Source organism: Streptomyces sp. MBT53 (assembly GCF_016654115.1).
Taxonomy (GTDB): Bacteria; Actinomycetota; Actinomycetes; order Streptomycetales; family Streptomycetaceae; genus Streptomyces.
In genome coordinates this window covers 51,188-65,123 of record NZ_JAEQAZ010000012.1, presented here as the reverse complement: position 1 = coordinate 65,123, position 13,936 = coordinate 51,188, and the positions used below count along the sequence as shown (strand labels likewise).

The following is a 13,936-nucleotide window of genomic DNA, read 5'->3' as shown; positions in this document are numbered from 1 at the left end:
GTCGTCCATCAGGCGAGCACAGCCTCGACGGCGGGGCGGCTGACGGAGAGAGCACCCAGCTCAGACAGCCATTCCGTGGGATTTCCCGGGGCCTGTGCCTTCAGCACTCGATGATATTCACCGCAAGCCCGCCCCGAGCCGTCTCCTTGTACTTCACGCTCATGTCCGCCCCGGTCTCCTTCATCGTCTTGATGACCTTGTCGAGGGACACCTTGTGGGAGCCGTCTCCCCGCATCGCCATGCGTGCGGCGGTCACCGCCTTCACCGCGGCCATGCCGTTGCGTTCGATGCAGGGGATCTGGACGAGGCCGCCGACGGGGTCGCAGGTGAGGCCGAGGTTGTGTTCCATGCCGATCTCGGCCGCGTTCTCGACCTGCTCCGGGCTGCCGCCCAGTACCTCGGCCAGTGCGCCCGCCGCCATCGAGCAGGCGGAGCCGACCTCGCCCTGGCAGCCGACCTCCGCGCCGGAGATGGACGCGTTCTCCTTGAAGAGCATGCCGATCGCGCCGGCGGCCAGCATGAAGCGGACGACACCCTCCTCGTCCGCGCCCGGCACGAAGTTGATGTAGTAGTGGAGGACCGCCGGGATGATGCCGGCCGCGCCGTTCGTGGGGGCGGTCACGACCCGGCCGCCCGCCGCGTTCTCCTCGTTCACCGCCATCGCGTAGAGCGTGATCCACTCCATCGCGTGCGCCAACGGGTCGCCCTCCGCCCGGAGTTGGCGTGCCGACATGGCGGCCCTGCGGCGGACCCGGAGGCCGCCGGGCAGGATGCCCTCCCTCGACATGCCCCGCGACACGCACGCCCCCATCACGCGCCAGATCTCCAGCAGCCCGGCCCGGATCTCCTCCTCCGTGCGCCAGGCACGCTCGTTCTCCAGCATCAGCGCGGAGATCGAAAGACCGGTCTCCTGCGTGAGGCGCAGCAGTTCGTCGCCGGTGCGGAACGGGTACTTGAGGACCGTGTCGTCCAGCTTGATCCGGTCGGCGCCCACCGCCTCCTCGTCGACGACGAACCCGCCGCCCACCGAGTAGTACGTCTTGGACAGCAGCTCGCCGCCCGCCGCGTCGTAGGCCCACAGCGTCATGCCGTTGGCGTGGTAGGGAAGGGTTTTGCGGCGGTGCAGCTTGAGGTCGGCGTCGAAGTCGAACGGGATCTCGTGCTCGCCGAGGAGACGGATGCGTCCCGCCGCCTTGATCTGCTCGACCCGTTCGTCGGCCCCCTCCACGTCCACCGTGCGCGGTGACTCGCCCTCCAGGCCGAGCAGCACCGCCTTCGGGGTGCCGTGCCCGTGCCCGGTCGCGCCGAGGGAGCCGTACAGCTCGGTGCGGACGGAGGCGACGGAGTCCAGCAGTTCCTCGTTGCGCAGCCGGAGCGCGAACATGCGGGCGGCTCGCATCGGGCCGACCGTGTGGGAGCTGGACGGGCCGATGCCGATCGAGAACAGGTCGAAGACCGAGATGGCCACGGTGACTCCTCAGAACGCAAGACGTGCGGGGTGCTGCGAGGGGGTGGGGCACCGCCGTGCACCTCTCAGTGTGCGGCGGTGCCCCGGGGGCCGACTACAGCCCGGGGTACAGCGGGTACTTCTCCGCCAGCGCGGTGACACGGGCCTTCAGACCCGCCACATCGAACGACGGCTTCAACGTCTCCGCGATGACGTCTGCGACCTCGGCGAAGTCCTCGGCGGTGAAGCCGCGGGTCGCCAGCGCCGGCGTACCGATGCGCAGGCCGGAGGTGACCATCGGGGGACGAGGGTCGTTCGGGACGGCGTTGCGGTTGACCGTGATGCCGACCTCGTGGAGCCGGTCCTCGGCCTGCTGGCCGTCGAGTTCGGAGTTCCGCAGGTCGACCAGGACGAGGTGCACGTCCGTGCCGCCCGACAGGACGTCGACCCCTACGGCCTTCACGTCGTCCCGGACCAGTCGCTCGGCGAGCAGCCGCGCGCCTTCCACCGTACGCCGCTGGCGCTCCTTGAACTCCTCGCCCGCCGCGACCTTGAAGGAGACGGCCTTGGCGGCGATCACATGCTCCAGCGGACCGCCCTGGAAGCCGGGGAAGACGGAGGAGTTCAGCTTCTTCGCGAAGGACTGCCTGGCGAGGATGATGCCGCCGCGCGGGCCGCCCAGCGTCTTGTGGGTGGTGGAGGTGACGACGTCCGCGTACGGGACGGGGTTCGGGTGGAGGCCGGCCGCCACCAGCCCGGCGAAGTGCGCCATGTCGACCCACAGATACGCCTCGACCTCGTCCGCGATCCGGCGGAACTCGGCGAAGTCCAGCTGCCGCGGGTATGCCGACCAGCCCGCGATGATGACCTTCGGGCGGTGCTCCTTGGCGAGCTTCTCCAGCTCGGCCATGTCGACCAGACCGGTCTGAGCGTCCACGTGGTAGGCGACCACGTCGAACTGCTTGCCGGAGAAGTTCAGCCGCATCCCGTGGGTGAGGTGGCCGCCGTGCGCCAGGTCGAGGCCGAGGATGGTGTCGCCGGGCTGGGCGAGCGCGAACAGGGCGGCCTGGTTGGCTGAGGCGCCCGAGTGCGGCTGGACGTTGGCGTACTCGGCGCCGAACAGCTCCTTGACCCGGTCGATCGCGATCTGCTCGGCGACGTCGACGTGCTCGCAGCCGCCGTAGTAACGACGGCCCGGGTACCCCTCGGCGTACTTGTTGGTGAGGACCGAGCCCTGGGCCTCCATGACCGCGACCGGAGCGAAGTTCTCCGAGGCGATCATCTCCAGCGTGGACTGCTGACGGCGCAGCTCGGCGTCGACGGCGGCGGCGATGTCCGGGTCGAGTTCGTGCAGGGGCGTGTTCAGGACGGACATGGATCTACGACTCCTCAGCCGGCGGTGAAAGCGGTGTACTCGTCGGCGGAGAGAAGGTCGCCCGGCTCGTCCGTGATCCGTACCTTGAAGAGCCAACCGCCGTCGAAGGGCTCGGAGTTGACGAGCGCGGGCTCGTCCACGACGGCCGTGTTGATCTCCACGACCTCACCGGTGACCGGCGCGTACAGGTCCGACACCGACTTGGTGGACTCCAGCTCGCCGCAGGACTCGCCCGCCGTCACCGTCGTACCGACCTCGGGGAGCTGGGCGTAGACGACATCGCCGAGCGCGTTGGCCGCGAACTCGGTGATACCGACCGTCGAGACACCGTCGACGGCGGCCGTCAGCCACTCGTGTTCCTTGCTGTACCGCAGATTCTCGGGGTGGTTGCTCATGGCGTGAATTCTCCTGTACGCGGTGGAGTGCTGGTGAAGGGGGGAGACACGGAGGGCGTGGTCGAGCAGGGACGATCCGCCCCGGTCACGGACTCGACGCTACGACGACTGTCACTTCTGGCGCTTGTAGAACGGCAGCGCCACGACCTCGTACGGCTCGTGACTGCCCCGGATGTCCACGCCGACACCGGCCGTGCCCGGCGCCGAGTGCGCCGCGTCGACGTAGGCCATGGCGATCGGCCTGCCCAGCGTGGGGGAGGGGGCGCCGGAGGTGATCTCGCCGATCACCCGGCCGTCGGCGACGACGGAGTACCCGGCGCGCGGGACCCGGCGGCCTTCGGCGACCAGGCCGACCAGGACGCGGGGCGGCTGCGCGGCGGCGCGTTCGGCGGCGGCCGTGAGGGCCGTACGTCCGACGAAGTCGCCGTCCTTCTCGAACTTCACGACCCGGCCGAGTCCGGCGTCGAAGGGGGTGAGGGAGGTCGACAGCTCGTGGCCGTAGAGCGGCATGCCCGCCTCCAGGCGGAGCGTGTCGCGGCAGGACAGGCCGCACGGGATCAGTCCGGCCGCGGCTCCCGCCTCGGTCAGTGCCTCCCACAGCTTCTCCGCGTCACCGGGGGCCACGAACAGCTCGAAGCCGTCCTCGCCGGTGTAGCCGGTGCGGGCGATCAGCGCGGGGACGCCCGCGACCGTGCCGGGCAGACCGGCGTAGTACTTGAGGCCGTCCAGGTCGGCGTCGGTGAGCGAGGCGAGGATGCCGGGGGACTCGGGGCCCTGGACGGCGAGCAGCGCGTACGCGTCTCGGTCGTCGCGGACGACGGCGTCGAAGCCGGCGGAACGCTCCACCAACGAGTCCAGGACAATCTGGGCGTTGGACGCGTTGGCGACGACCATGTATTCGGTCTCGGCCAGCCGGTAGACGATCAGGTCGTCGAGGATGCCGCCGTCGGCCTGGCAGATCATGGTGTAGCGGGCGCGGCCGACGCCCACGGAGGCGATGTTGCCGACGAGCGCGTAGTTGAGGAGTCGGGCCGCGTCCGGTCCGGTGACCGTGATCTCGCCCATGTGGGAGAGGTCGAAGAGGCCTGCCTTCGTGCGGACGGCGAGGTGTTCGTCGCGCTCGGAGCCGTAGCGCAGCGGCATGTCCCAGCCGGCGAAGTCGGTCATCGTCGCACCGAGCGAGCGGTGCAGCGCGTCGAGCGCGGTACGACGGGGGGCGGCGGTACTGCTCATCGGTCGGTCTCCCAAGGCATGACGGCGAGGTCGTTCCTCCCCATCTGTCATCGGAACCTGAGAGGTTCGCCATGACCGCGCGGGACACGCGCGGGACATGGGTTGCACCTTGGGTGGGACCACCGGGACGGGCGGCCCGCTTTTCAGATGTGCCTCGCCCGCGCGGTAACTGGGCCTGAGAGATTCAAGGGAGGGACTTGCTCCTTCGGCGCCCCAGCAACAGATGCCTGGGGACTCTCCCGCGCGGATTCAAGCGGCCGGTATGCAGTTAGGCGCGCACATCATCGCACAGGCTTTGTAACAGGCCTGTGGCCGGAAGCGAACGGAACCGCGAGACACCGTGCATTACCTTCTCTTTACGTTCGTTGGGGAGAACCTTTCCTGACCCCGCAGGGAGGACGATCACGGTGACAAGGACCACGGTGTACGCCACGACCTCGGCCGTAGCGCTGCCCGAACAGCGCTCGGCCCCGGCCAGGGAGGCATGCCCGGCCCGCCCGGCACCGGTCGTCCGCGACCTCCGCGAGCGCGCCGGCCGCAGCCCGCACGGACTCCGCTTCGGCCCCCGCGACCTCGTCGTGGTCACCGGCCTGCCCGGCAGCGGCAAGTCCACGCTGATGCGGCGCGCGGTGACCGGTGACGGCGCCCGCGTCGACAGCCAGGACGCCAGGGACCGCTGGGACACCCGGATGTCCCGTATATCGGGGCTGCTCCCGTACGCGGTCTACCGCCCCCTGGTCCGGCTCGCCCACTACACGGGACTGCACCGCACCCTGCGCTCCGCGTCCGGAGCGGTCGTGCACGACTGTGGCACCCAGACCTGGGTGCGCGGCTGGCTGGCCCGCGCCGCCCGCCGCCGCGGCGGCACCCTGCACCTGGTGTTCCTCGACGTCAGCCCGGACACCGCGCTGGACGGCCAGCGCGAGCGCGGCCGGGGCGTCTCGCGGTACGCGTTCCTGCGCCACCGCCGGGCCGCCGCCCGGCTGTTGCGCGCCGTGGAGCGCGGCGACCTGCCGCACGGCGTGGGCTCGGCGGTCCTGCTGGACCGGGACGCGGCGGACGTGCTGCACCGGATCGACTTCGCGGACTGAGCCGCTAGCCTTTTCCGTCACAGCACGTTTACAGCAGGCGGTTTCACCAGCAGGCGGTAGGTAGATGGACTTCCCGGCGGACTTCCCCGGTCAGGCGTACCCCCACCCGCATCCGCACGGCGGATGGCCCGGCAACGAGCTGGAGGAGGTGCTCTCGGTCTCCCTCGGCCTGCCTTCGGCCGGCGGCCGGATCATCGAGGTGCTGGCCCGCAGCTTCGTCTGGATCCCGCTGCCCAGCGGCGGCGGCCCGCACAGCGGACCCCTCGACCTGCCCACACTGGACATCGAAGGGCAGGCCTTCGTTCCGGTCTTCAGCTCCGAGGAGCAGTTCCGCCAGGTCGTCGGCTCGCATCTGTCGTTCACGATCGCGCCCGCGGTGGAGTTCGCCCGCGGGCTGCCCCCGCAGGTGGGCATCGCGGTGAACCCGGACGGCGTGGTCGGCATCCCGCTCCCGCCCCCCGCCGTGGCCGAGCTGTGCCGTATCGGCCGCACCGCCCTCGACGGCCCGACCAGTGGCGGCCGGGTCCGGCTCTTCGAGCCCGACTGGCAGGACGACCCGGTCGACTTCCTCGCCGCGGCCTCCGCGGAGTTCGCCGGCACGGGTGTGGTCGGCACGGCCCGCCGCTGCCTGGCCGCGATCGAGACCGCCGACCCGGTGATGTTCGTGGGCGTCGAACTGACCAGCTGGGAGGGCGACTTGAGGGCGGTCCCGATGGACGCCCTGTCCCGAGCCCTCACCCGGACCGAGGTCAAATGGCCGGTAAACCTGGTCCTCCTGGACGTGACCCAGGACCCGGTGGCGGACTGGATGAGGCAGACGGTGCGCCCCTTCTATACACAGGGTCACTAGAAACTCCGCGAGGGGCAGCCGACCCAGGGGCGCGGGGCTGTGTCGATTTGCGGCTCCGCCGCGGGGCGCGCCGAGCCACAACGGACCGCCACTCGCGAACGCACCACAGGCCCCGACCCATTGGGCGCTTAAGCTGGACCCCAACGCAGGCCAACCACCAGAAGGGGCGGTACACGTGAGCGCCAGCGGCACCGCGACCGGCCAGGTCGAGCACATGCTGCGCCAGGTGACGCCCGGGCGCTACGACGCCTACGAGGCGCTCCTGCGCGCCCTCGCGACCCCCCACTCCGGCCAGATCTGGATGCTCCTGTGGCACGGCCAGTCCGGCTCCCCGGACGCCCAGTACGGAAACATGCACGTCGAGGGTTACGGCTACGCCCCCTGCGTCACCTCCGCCCAGGAGCTGTCGGCGAGCGGCTGGAACCGTTCGTACGAGGTGGTCGACGGACTGGACGTGGCCCGCACCCTCTATCCGGACCACTTCGGCCTGTGGCTCAACCCGCACGCTCCGGGCGGCGGCCTCGGCATCCCCTGGCTGGACCTGCGGCGGATCGCCACCGGCCTGGAGCGCCAGCCCGCGGGGCCGCTGCGCCTGACGGAACCGGCGATCGAGGTCCCGCAGTTCTACGGCCTGCTCACGCAGAACGCCCACCGTACCCCGGCGGTCCGCACCCTCCGCCGCGCCTGGGTGCAGCCCGCGCTCGGGGCGCCGTATCTCGCGATCGGTCTGGATGTGTACGACACCAGTCCGCCCGCCGTGGACTCGGTGCGCGCGATGATGCAGCAGTCCATCGGCGCGGTCCCGGACGGGCTGCCGGTGTCGACCGTGGCGATGTCCGACGACTACGACCCGGTGGCGCTGTGGCTGCGGGCGAACGCCCGCCCGTTCTACGACCGTGAGGCCCACGCTGCGCCCGCTCAGGCGGGCGGGTACGGGTACCCACCCGCCCGTGGTGGATACTGAGCCCGCGAGTCCTCTTCCCAGCTTCTCCGCAGGATTTACGTCTACGGCACATTTCTCCGCGCGTAGACGGCGGTGTGGTGCCCCGAAAAACGCCGAGTCTCCCTTGTGTCCCAAGTGTCCGGCGTCCGGCGGGCGTTACCCACTGTTCGGATAACGGAATCCCTAGTTAAGCATCACGGTTGCGCATACTTTCGCCGCCAGACCTGGCGGGTGATCGCAGCCACGCTGAAGACTCGCGACTCAGACACGGGGTCGAGGACCCCGTGTCCACTGCAAGTCGACAAAGCCGCTAATCCGCGGCAGGCGTAAGCCGGTAACCACCGGCGAGAGGGGTCGGGTCACAGTGACCGCACCGATCGAGACCACGGGAGCGGAAGCCGGGGCGCAGCCGGAGGCTGTGCTCGTCGGCGCCGAGAAGGGGCAGATCGAGGGCCGTTCCCTTGGACAGATCGCCTGGACCCGGTTCAAGAAGGACAAGGTCGCCGTCGCCGGCGGCGTCATCGTCGTCCTGCTGATCCTGGTCGCGGCACTCTCCCGTCCCATCCAGGCGATGTTCGGCCTGGACCCCGATGCCTTCCACCAGAACCTGATCGACGCCAACACCTCGCTGCCCAAGGGCGGTTGGGGCGGCATGAGCTGGGACCACCCGCTCGGCGTGGACCCGCAGTTCGGCCGGGACGTCGCCACCCGCATCCTCGAGGGATCCTGGGTGTCGCTGGTGGTGGCCTTCGGTGCCACGATCCTGTCGAACGTGATCGGCACGATCCTCGGCGTGGTCGCGGGGTACTACGGCGGCCGGGTCGACTCGATCATCAGCCGCCTGATGGACACGTTCCTCGCCTTCCCCCTGCTGCTCTTCGCCATCGCCATCTCGGCGACGCTCCAGGGCGGTGCCTTCGGCCTCAACGGCCTGCCGCTGCACCTGAGCGTGCTGATCTTCGTCATCGGCTTCTTCAACTGGCCCTACCTGGGCCGTATCGTCCGCGGCCAGACCCTCGCCCTGCGCGAGCGGGAGTTCGTGGACGCCTCCCGGGGCATGGGCGCCAAGGCGCCGTACATCCTCTTCCGGGAGCTGCTGCCCAACCTCGTCGGCCCGATCATCGTCTACTCGACGCTGCTCATCCCGACGAACATCCTCTTCGAGGCGTCCCTGAGCTTCCTCGGGGTCGGTATCCAGCCCCCGCAGGCATCCTGGGGCGGCATGTTGCGGGACGCGGTCACCTACTACGAGGTCGACCCCGCGTACATGATCGTTCCCGGCCTCGCCATCTTTGTGACCGTCCTGGCGTTCAACCTGCTCGGCGACGGTCTCCGCGACGCTCTCGACCCCCGCAGCCGCTAGGGCCCGCACCCGAGAGTTCATCAAGTTTCCGACAATGGAGGAAGCAGATCATCATGCGAAGGTCAGCGCTGGCCGCAGTTGCGGCCATCGGCTCTGCGACACTGCTTGTAGCAGGTTGCAGCAAGGCCGATGACAACAAGAGTGACAACGGTGGGACGAAGGCGGCTGGGGCCAACGCAGCGACCAAGGACGTCGTCAACGCCTCCACGCACAAGGGCGGGACGGTCACCTACGAACTGTCCGACGTTCCGGACTCGTTCGACCCGGGCAACACGTACTACGCCTACATGTACAACTTCAGCCGGCTGTACGCCCGTCCGCTGATGACGTTCGAGCCCGGCCCCGGTTCCAAGGGGAACACCCTGGTCCCGGACCTCGCCGCGAGCAAGGGTGTCTCCAGCGACGGCGGCAAGACCTGGACGTACAAGCTGCGTTCGGGCCTGAAGTACCAGGACGGCACGGCGATCACGTCCAAGGACGTCAAGTACGCCGTGGAGCGTTCGAACTTCGCGCGTGACGTGCTCTCCCTCGGCCCGAACTACTTCCAGCAGTTCCTGGTCGGCGGCAAGGACTACAAGGGCCCGTACAAGGACAAGAGCGCCGAGGGCCTCAAGTCCATCGCGACGCCGGACGACACCACGATCGTCTTCCACCTGAACACGGCCTTCCAGGAGTTCGACTACCTGGTCGCGGCGCCGCAGACGGCTCCGGTTCCGCAGGCGAAGGACACGGGCGTCGACTACGTCAAGAACATCGTGTCCTCCGGCTCGTACCAGTTCCAGAGCTACCAGGACGGCAAGCAGGCCGTCCTCGTGCGCAACAAGAACTGGGACGCGGCGACGGACCCGCTGCGCAAGCAGTACCCGGACAAGATCGTCGTGAACCTGAAGGTCAACGCCGACACGATCGACAAGGACGTCCTCGCGGGCAACGCGATCGACATGGGCGGTACCGGTGTCCAGGCCGCGACCCAGGCGCAGCTGCTGACCTCGGCCGACAAGAAGGCCGGCACGGACAACACCTTCGGTGGCCGTCTCGTCTACATGGCGATCAACACCAAGGTGAAGCCGTTCGACAACGTGGCCTGCCGCAAGGCCGTCGAGTACGCCATCGACAAGGTCTCCGTGCAGACCGCCGAGGGCGGCCCGATCCGCGGTGAGATCGCCACCACCGTCCTCCCGCCGGACATCACCGGCTACGTCAAGGACGACCAGTACGCCTCCACCGGCAACAAGGGTGACGTCGCCAAGGCCAAGGAGCAGCTGAAGGCCTGCGGCAAGACGTCGATCTCGACCAACCTCTCGGCGCGCAGCGACCGTCCGCAGGAGATCTCCGCGGCCACCGCGATCATCAACTCGCTGAAGGCCGTCGGCATCAACGCCAGCCTGAAGCAGTACCCGTCGGGCAAGTACTTCACCGACTACGCGGGTGTCCCGAAGTTCACCGAGCAGCAGAACATCGGCCTGATCATGATGCAGTGGGGTGCCGACTGGCCCTCCGGCTACGGCTTCGAGCAGCAGATCCTGAACGGTGCGGCGATCGGCGCCTCGGGTAACACCAACCTGTCGCAGTACAACAACAAGACGGTCAACGACCTCCTCTCCAAGGCCATCGGCACCGAGGACGTCACCACCCGCAACAGCATGTACGCGCAGGTCGACAAGCAGACCATGAGCGACGCGGCCCTCGTCCCGCTGACCTACTTCAAGGTTCTGCTCGCGCGTCCGGCGAACTACAGCAACCTGGTGTCTACGGCGGCCTTCAGCGGCCAGTACGACTACCTCAACATCGGCACCACGAAGTAGTCGTAGCCCCGGAAGGCAGGTGAAGGCATTGGTGCCCGCGGGCTTAGCGGCCCGCGGGCACCAGCGCCGATCCCCGTGATCTCGTACATTCTCCGTCGGACAATCGCAGCGGTGATCCTGCTGCTGGTCGTCTCCGCGGTCACCTTCGGCATCTTCTTCCTGCTGCCACGGCTCGCCGGCCAGACCGCGGACCAACTGGCCCAGCAGTACATCGGGAAGAGCCCGTCGGCGGCGGACATCGCCGCGGTCAAGCACAACCTGGGTCTGGACCAGCCCCTTTACCTGCAGTACTGGCACTTCATCAAGGGGATCGTGGCGGGCGCCACCTACAACCTCGGCCCCACCACGGTGCACTGCGACGCGCCCTGCTTCGGCTACTCCTTCAAGGACCACGTCGAGGTCTGGCCGCAGCTCACCTCCCGCCTTCCGGTCACCATCTCGCTGGCCGCCGGAGCCGCCGTCCTGTGGCTCCTGTCCGGTGTCACGGTCGGTGTGATCTCCGCGCTCAAGCCGCGGTCGTTCTTCGACCGTGCCTTCATGGGCGTCGCACTCGCGGGTGTCTCGCTGCCCATGTTCTTCACGGGCAACCTGGCGATCCTGCTCTTCACGTACCAGTGGCCGATCTTCGGCCGCACCTACGTCCCGTTCACCGAGAACCCCGCGCAGTGGGCCAACACGCTCTTCCCGGCGTGGTGTTCGCTCGCACTTCTCTACTCCGCCATCTACGCGCGGCTCACCCGCTCGGGCATGCTGGAGACGATGAACGAGGACTTCATCCGCACGGCCCGCGCGAAGGGCCTGCGGGAGCGCAACGTCGTCGTCAAGCACGGTCTGCGGGCCGCCCTGACGCCGATCATCACCGTCTTCGGCATGGACCTCGGTCTGCTGCTCGGCGGTGCGCTGATCACCGAGTCGGTGTTCTCCCTGCACGGCATCGGGCAGTACGCGGTGCAGTCGATCGAGAGCAACGACCTGCCCCCGATCCTCGGCGTGACCCTGCTCGCAGCGTTCTTCGTAGTGATCGCAAATCTTCTGGTGGACCTGTTGTACGCCGCCGCCGACCCGCGGGTGAGGCTCTCGTGACCGACCTTGATCCCCTGTCTGCGACTGGCGCCGCAGTGGGCGAGCCCGTCAACTCGCCGTCGAACGCCCCGACTTCGTTCCTCGAAGTCCGTGACCTCAAGGTGCACTTCCCGACCGACGACGGTCTGGTCAAGTCCGTCGACGGGCTGAGCTTCTCGCTGGAGAAGGGCAAGACCCTCTCCATCGTGGGCGAGTCGGGCTCCGGGAAGTCCGTCACCTCGCTGGCGATCATGGGCCTGCACCGGCTGGGCGCGCGCGGCAAGAACGTGCAGATGTCCGGTGAGATCTGGCTCGACGGCCAGGAACTGGTGGGCGCCTCGCCGGACGACGTGCGCAAGCTCCGCGGCCAGCAGATGTCCATGATCTTCCAGGACCCGCTGTCCGCGATGCACCCCTACTACAAGATCGGCGACCAGATCGTCGAGGCGTACCGGGTGCACAACGACGTCAGCAAGAAGGTCGCCCGCACGCGGGCCATCGAGATGCTCGACCGGGTCGGCATCCCCGAGCCGGCCAAGCGCGTCGACGGCTACCCGCACGAGTTCTCCGGCGGTATGCGCCAGCGCGCCATGATCGCGATGGCCCTGGTCAACAACCCCGAACTGCTCATCGCGGACGAGCCGACGACCGCCCTCGACGTGACCGTCCAGGCGCAGATCCTCGACCTCATCCGGGATCTGCAGAAGGAGTTCGGCTCCGCGGTCGTCCTCATCACGCACGACCTCGGTGTCGTCGCCGAGATCGCCGACGAGGTCCTGGTGATGTACGGCGGCCGGTGCGTGGAGCGCGGTCCGGTCGACGAGATCTTCGAGAAGCCCCAACACCCGTACACCTGGGGTCTGTTGGGCTCGATGCCGCGGATCGACCGGGAGACCTCGGACCGGCTCGTCCCGGTCAAGGGCCAGCCGCCGAGCCTCATCAACGTCCCCTCGGGCTGCGCCTTCCACCCGCGCTGCCCGTACGCGGACATCCCCAAGGGCGACGTCACGCGAACCGTACGGCCCGAGCTGGCGCTGGTCGACGGCGGGCACTGGTCCGCCTGCCACCTCCCGGCCGCGGACCGTACGCGGATCTGGACCGAAGAGATTGCGCCGAAGCTGTGAGCGATACGAACAAACCGGCCGCCACCGCGGTCGTCCCGGAGCAGGCGTCCTCCTCGGAGGACAGCGAGGTACTGCTCAAGGTCGAGGGCCTGAAGAAGCACTTCCCCATCAAGAAGGGGATCCTGCAGCGTCAGGTCGCCGCGGTGAAGGCCGTCGACGGCATCGACTTCGAGGTGCGCAAGGGCGAGACCCTGGGCGTCGTCGGGGAGTCGGGCTGCGGCAAGTCGACCATGGGCCGGGTCATCACCCGGCTCCAGGACCCGACGGGCGGCTCGATCCACTTCGAGGGCCAGGACATCACCAGCCTGAACGCGGCCGGGATGCGTCCGCTGCGCCGCGACATCCAGATGATCTTCCAGGACCCGTACGGCTCCCTGAACCCGCGCCACACCATCGGCTCGATCGTCTCGGCGCCGTTCCGGCTCCAGGGCGTCGAGCCCGAGGGCGGGGTCAAGCGCGAGGTCCAGCGCCTGCTGGAGCTGGTGGGCCTGAGCCCCGAGCACTTCAACCGCTACCCGCACGAGTTCTCCGGCGGTCAGCGCCAGCGCATCGGCATCGCCCGCGCGCTCGCCCTGAAGCCGAAGCTGGTCGTCGCGGACGAGCCGGTGTCGGCCCTGGACGTGTCGATCCAGGCGCAGGTCGTGAACCTGATGGACGACCTCCAGACGGAGCTCGGCCTGACGTACGTGATCATCGCGCACGACCTCTCCGTGGTCCGCCATGTCTCGGACCGGGTCGCTGTGATGTACCTCGGCAAGATCGTCGAACTCGCCGACAGCACCAAGCTGTACGAGTCGCCGATGCACCCGTACACCAAGGCCCTGATGTCGGCGGTGCCGGTCCCGGACCCCAAGCGCCGGGGTGCCAAGAGCGAGCGCATCCTGCTCAAGGGCGATGTCCCCTCGCCGATCTCCCCGCCCAGCGGCTGCCGTTTCCACACGCGCTGCTGGAAGGCGACGGAGATCTGCCGGACGACGGAACCCCAGCTGATCGAGTTGCGGCCCGGTCAGCGGGTCGCCTGCCACCACCCGGAGAACTTCGCGGACCAGGCCCCGCAGGACACGGTCCTGCTGACCGCCGCGAAGGAAGCGGTGGAGCTGGTGGGCGAGGCGGTGCTGGAGAAGGCGGCGGAGACCCCCGCGGCCGAAACCCCCGCGGCGGAGACCCCCGAGGAGCCTGCTGCCGAGGTGTCCGCACCCGAAGCGGAATCCGGCGATCAGGAGTCAACTCCCAAGTAGCGCATGACAA

General features: G+C 68.8%; 12 protein-coding genes and 1 riboswitch. Of the genes, 8 read left to right on the top strand and 4 right to left on the bottom strand.

What is annotated here, in order from left to right; translation table 11 throughout:
- Positions 1–100: 100 nt before the first annotated feature.
- The 4 genes from JHN45_RS07000 to gcvT all read right to left on the bottom strand — a co-directional run bounded on the left by JHN45_RS07000 (position 101) and on the right by gcvT (position 4,450).
- The gene (locus JHN45_RS07000) at positions 101–1,468 is read right to left on the bottom strand and encodes an L-serine ammonia-lyase (RefSeq protein WP_200714739.1); all 1,368 of its coding nucleotides are present in this window, start codon (positions 1,466–1,468) and stop codon (positions 101–103) included.
- 94 nt (positions 1,469–1,562) lie between these two features.
- Positions 1,563–2,822 (bottom strand): serine hydroxymethyltransferase, encoded by a 1,260-nt coding sequence (glyA, locus tag JHN45_RS06995; RefSeq protein ID WP_200714738.1) that lies wholly within the window; start codon positions 2,820–2,822, stop codon positions 1,563–1,565.
- 14 nt (positions 2,823–2,836) lie between these two features.
- Positions 2,837–3,217 carry a glycine cleavage system protein GcvH gene (gene gcvH, locus JHN45_RS06990; protein ID WP_200714737.1) on the bottom strand — a complete coding sequence of 127 codons (381 nt, stop codon included), beginning with the start codon at positions 3,215–3,217 and terminating at the stop codon, positions 2,837–2,839.
- Between the two features lie 111 nt (positions 3,218–3,328).
- Positions 3,329–4,450, bottom strand: coding sequence for a glycine cleavage system aminomethyltransferase GcvT (gcvT, locus tag JHN45_RS06985; RefSeq protein WP_200714736.1), 1,122 nt, complete (start codon positions 4,448–4,450; stop codon positions 3,329–3,331).
- Between the two features lie 153 nt (positions 4,451–4,603).
- Positions 4,604–4,702: riboswitch (glycine riboswitch) on the bottom strand.
- Between the two features lie 149 nt (positions 4,703–4,851).
- On the opposite strand from gcvT, the gene JHN45_RS06980 reads away from it, so the two are divergent.
- The 8 genes from JHN45_RS06980 (at position 4,852) to JHN45_RS06945 (ending at position 13,926) form a co-directional block, all read left to right on the top strand.
- Positions 4,852–5,541 (top strand): AAA family ATPase, encoded by a 690-nt coding sequence (locus JHN45_RS06980; protein WP_200714749.1) that lies wholly within the window; start codon positions 4,852–4,854, stop codon positions 5,539–5,541.
- A 64-nt stretch (positions 5,542–5,605) separates the two neighbouring features.
- Positions 5,606–6,391, top strand: coding sequence for an enhanced serine sensitivity protein SseB (locus JHN45_RS06975; RefSeq protein WP_200714735.1), 786 nt, complete (start codon positions 5,606–5,608; stop codon positions 6,389–6,391).
- A gap of 175 nt (positions 6,392–6,566) precedes the next feature.
- Complete coding sequence (locus JHN45_RS06970) at positions 6,567–7,355, top strand: enhanced serine sensitivity protein SseB C-terminal domain-containing protein (RefSeq protein ID WP_200714734.1); 789 nt, start codon at positions 6,567–6,569, stop codon at positions 7,353–7,355.
- A 343-nt stretch (positions 7,356–7,698) separates the two neighbouring features.
- Complete coding sequence (locus JHN45_RS06965) at positions 7,699–8,697, top strand: ABC transporter permease (RefSeq protein ID WP_200714733.1); 999 nt, start codon at positions 7,699–7,701, stop codon at positions 8,695–8,697.
- A gap of 53 nt (positions 8,698–8,750) precedes the next feature.
- Entirely contained in the window at positions 8,751–10,502 is a 1,752-nt protein-coding gene (locus JHN45_RS06960) for an ABC transporter substrate-binding protein (RefSeq protein ID WP_200714732.1), read from the top strand.
- A gap of 75 nt (positions 10,503–10,577) precedes the next feature.
- On the top strand, positions 10,578–11,585 hold the full coding sequence (locus tag JHN45_RS06955) for an ABC transporter permease (RefSeq protein ID WP_200714731.1): 1,008 nt from the start codon (positions 10,578–10,580) through the stop codon (positions 11,583–11,585).
- Positions 11,582–12,688, top strand: a complete 1,107-nt coding sequence (locus JHN45_RS06950; protein WP_200714730.1) for an ABC transporter ATP-binding protein — start codon at positions 11,582–11,584, stop codon at positions 12,686–12,688. The genes JHN45_RS06955 and JHN45_RS06950 overlap by 4 nt, the downstream gene beginning before the upstream one ends.
- The gene (locus JHN45_RS06945) at positions 12,685–13,926 is read left to right on the top strand and encodes an ABC transporter ATP-binding protein (RefSeq protein ID WP_201048385.1); all 1,242 of its coding nucleotides are present in this window, start codon (positions 12,685–12,687) and stop codon (positions 13,924–13,926) included. Before JHN45_RS06950 ends, JHN45_RS06945 begins: the two co-directional genes overlap by 4 nt.
- Positions 13,927–13,936: the final 10 nt, after the last annotated feature.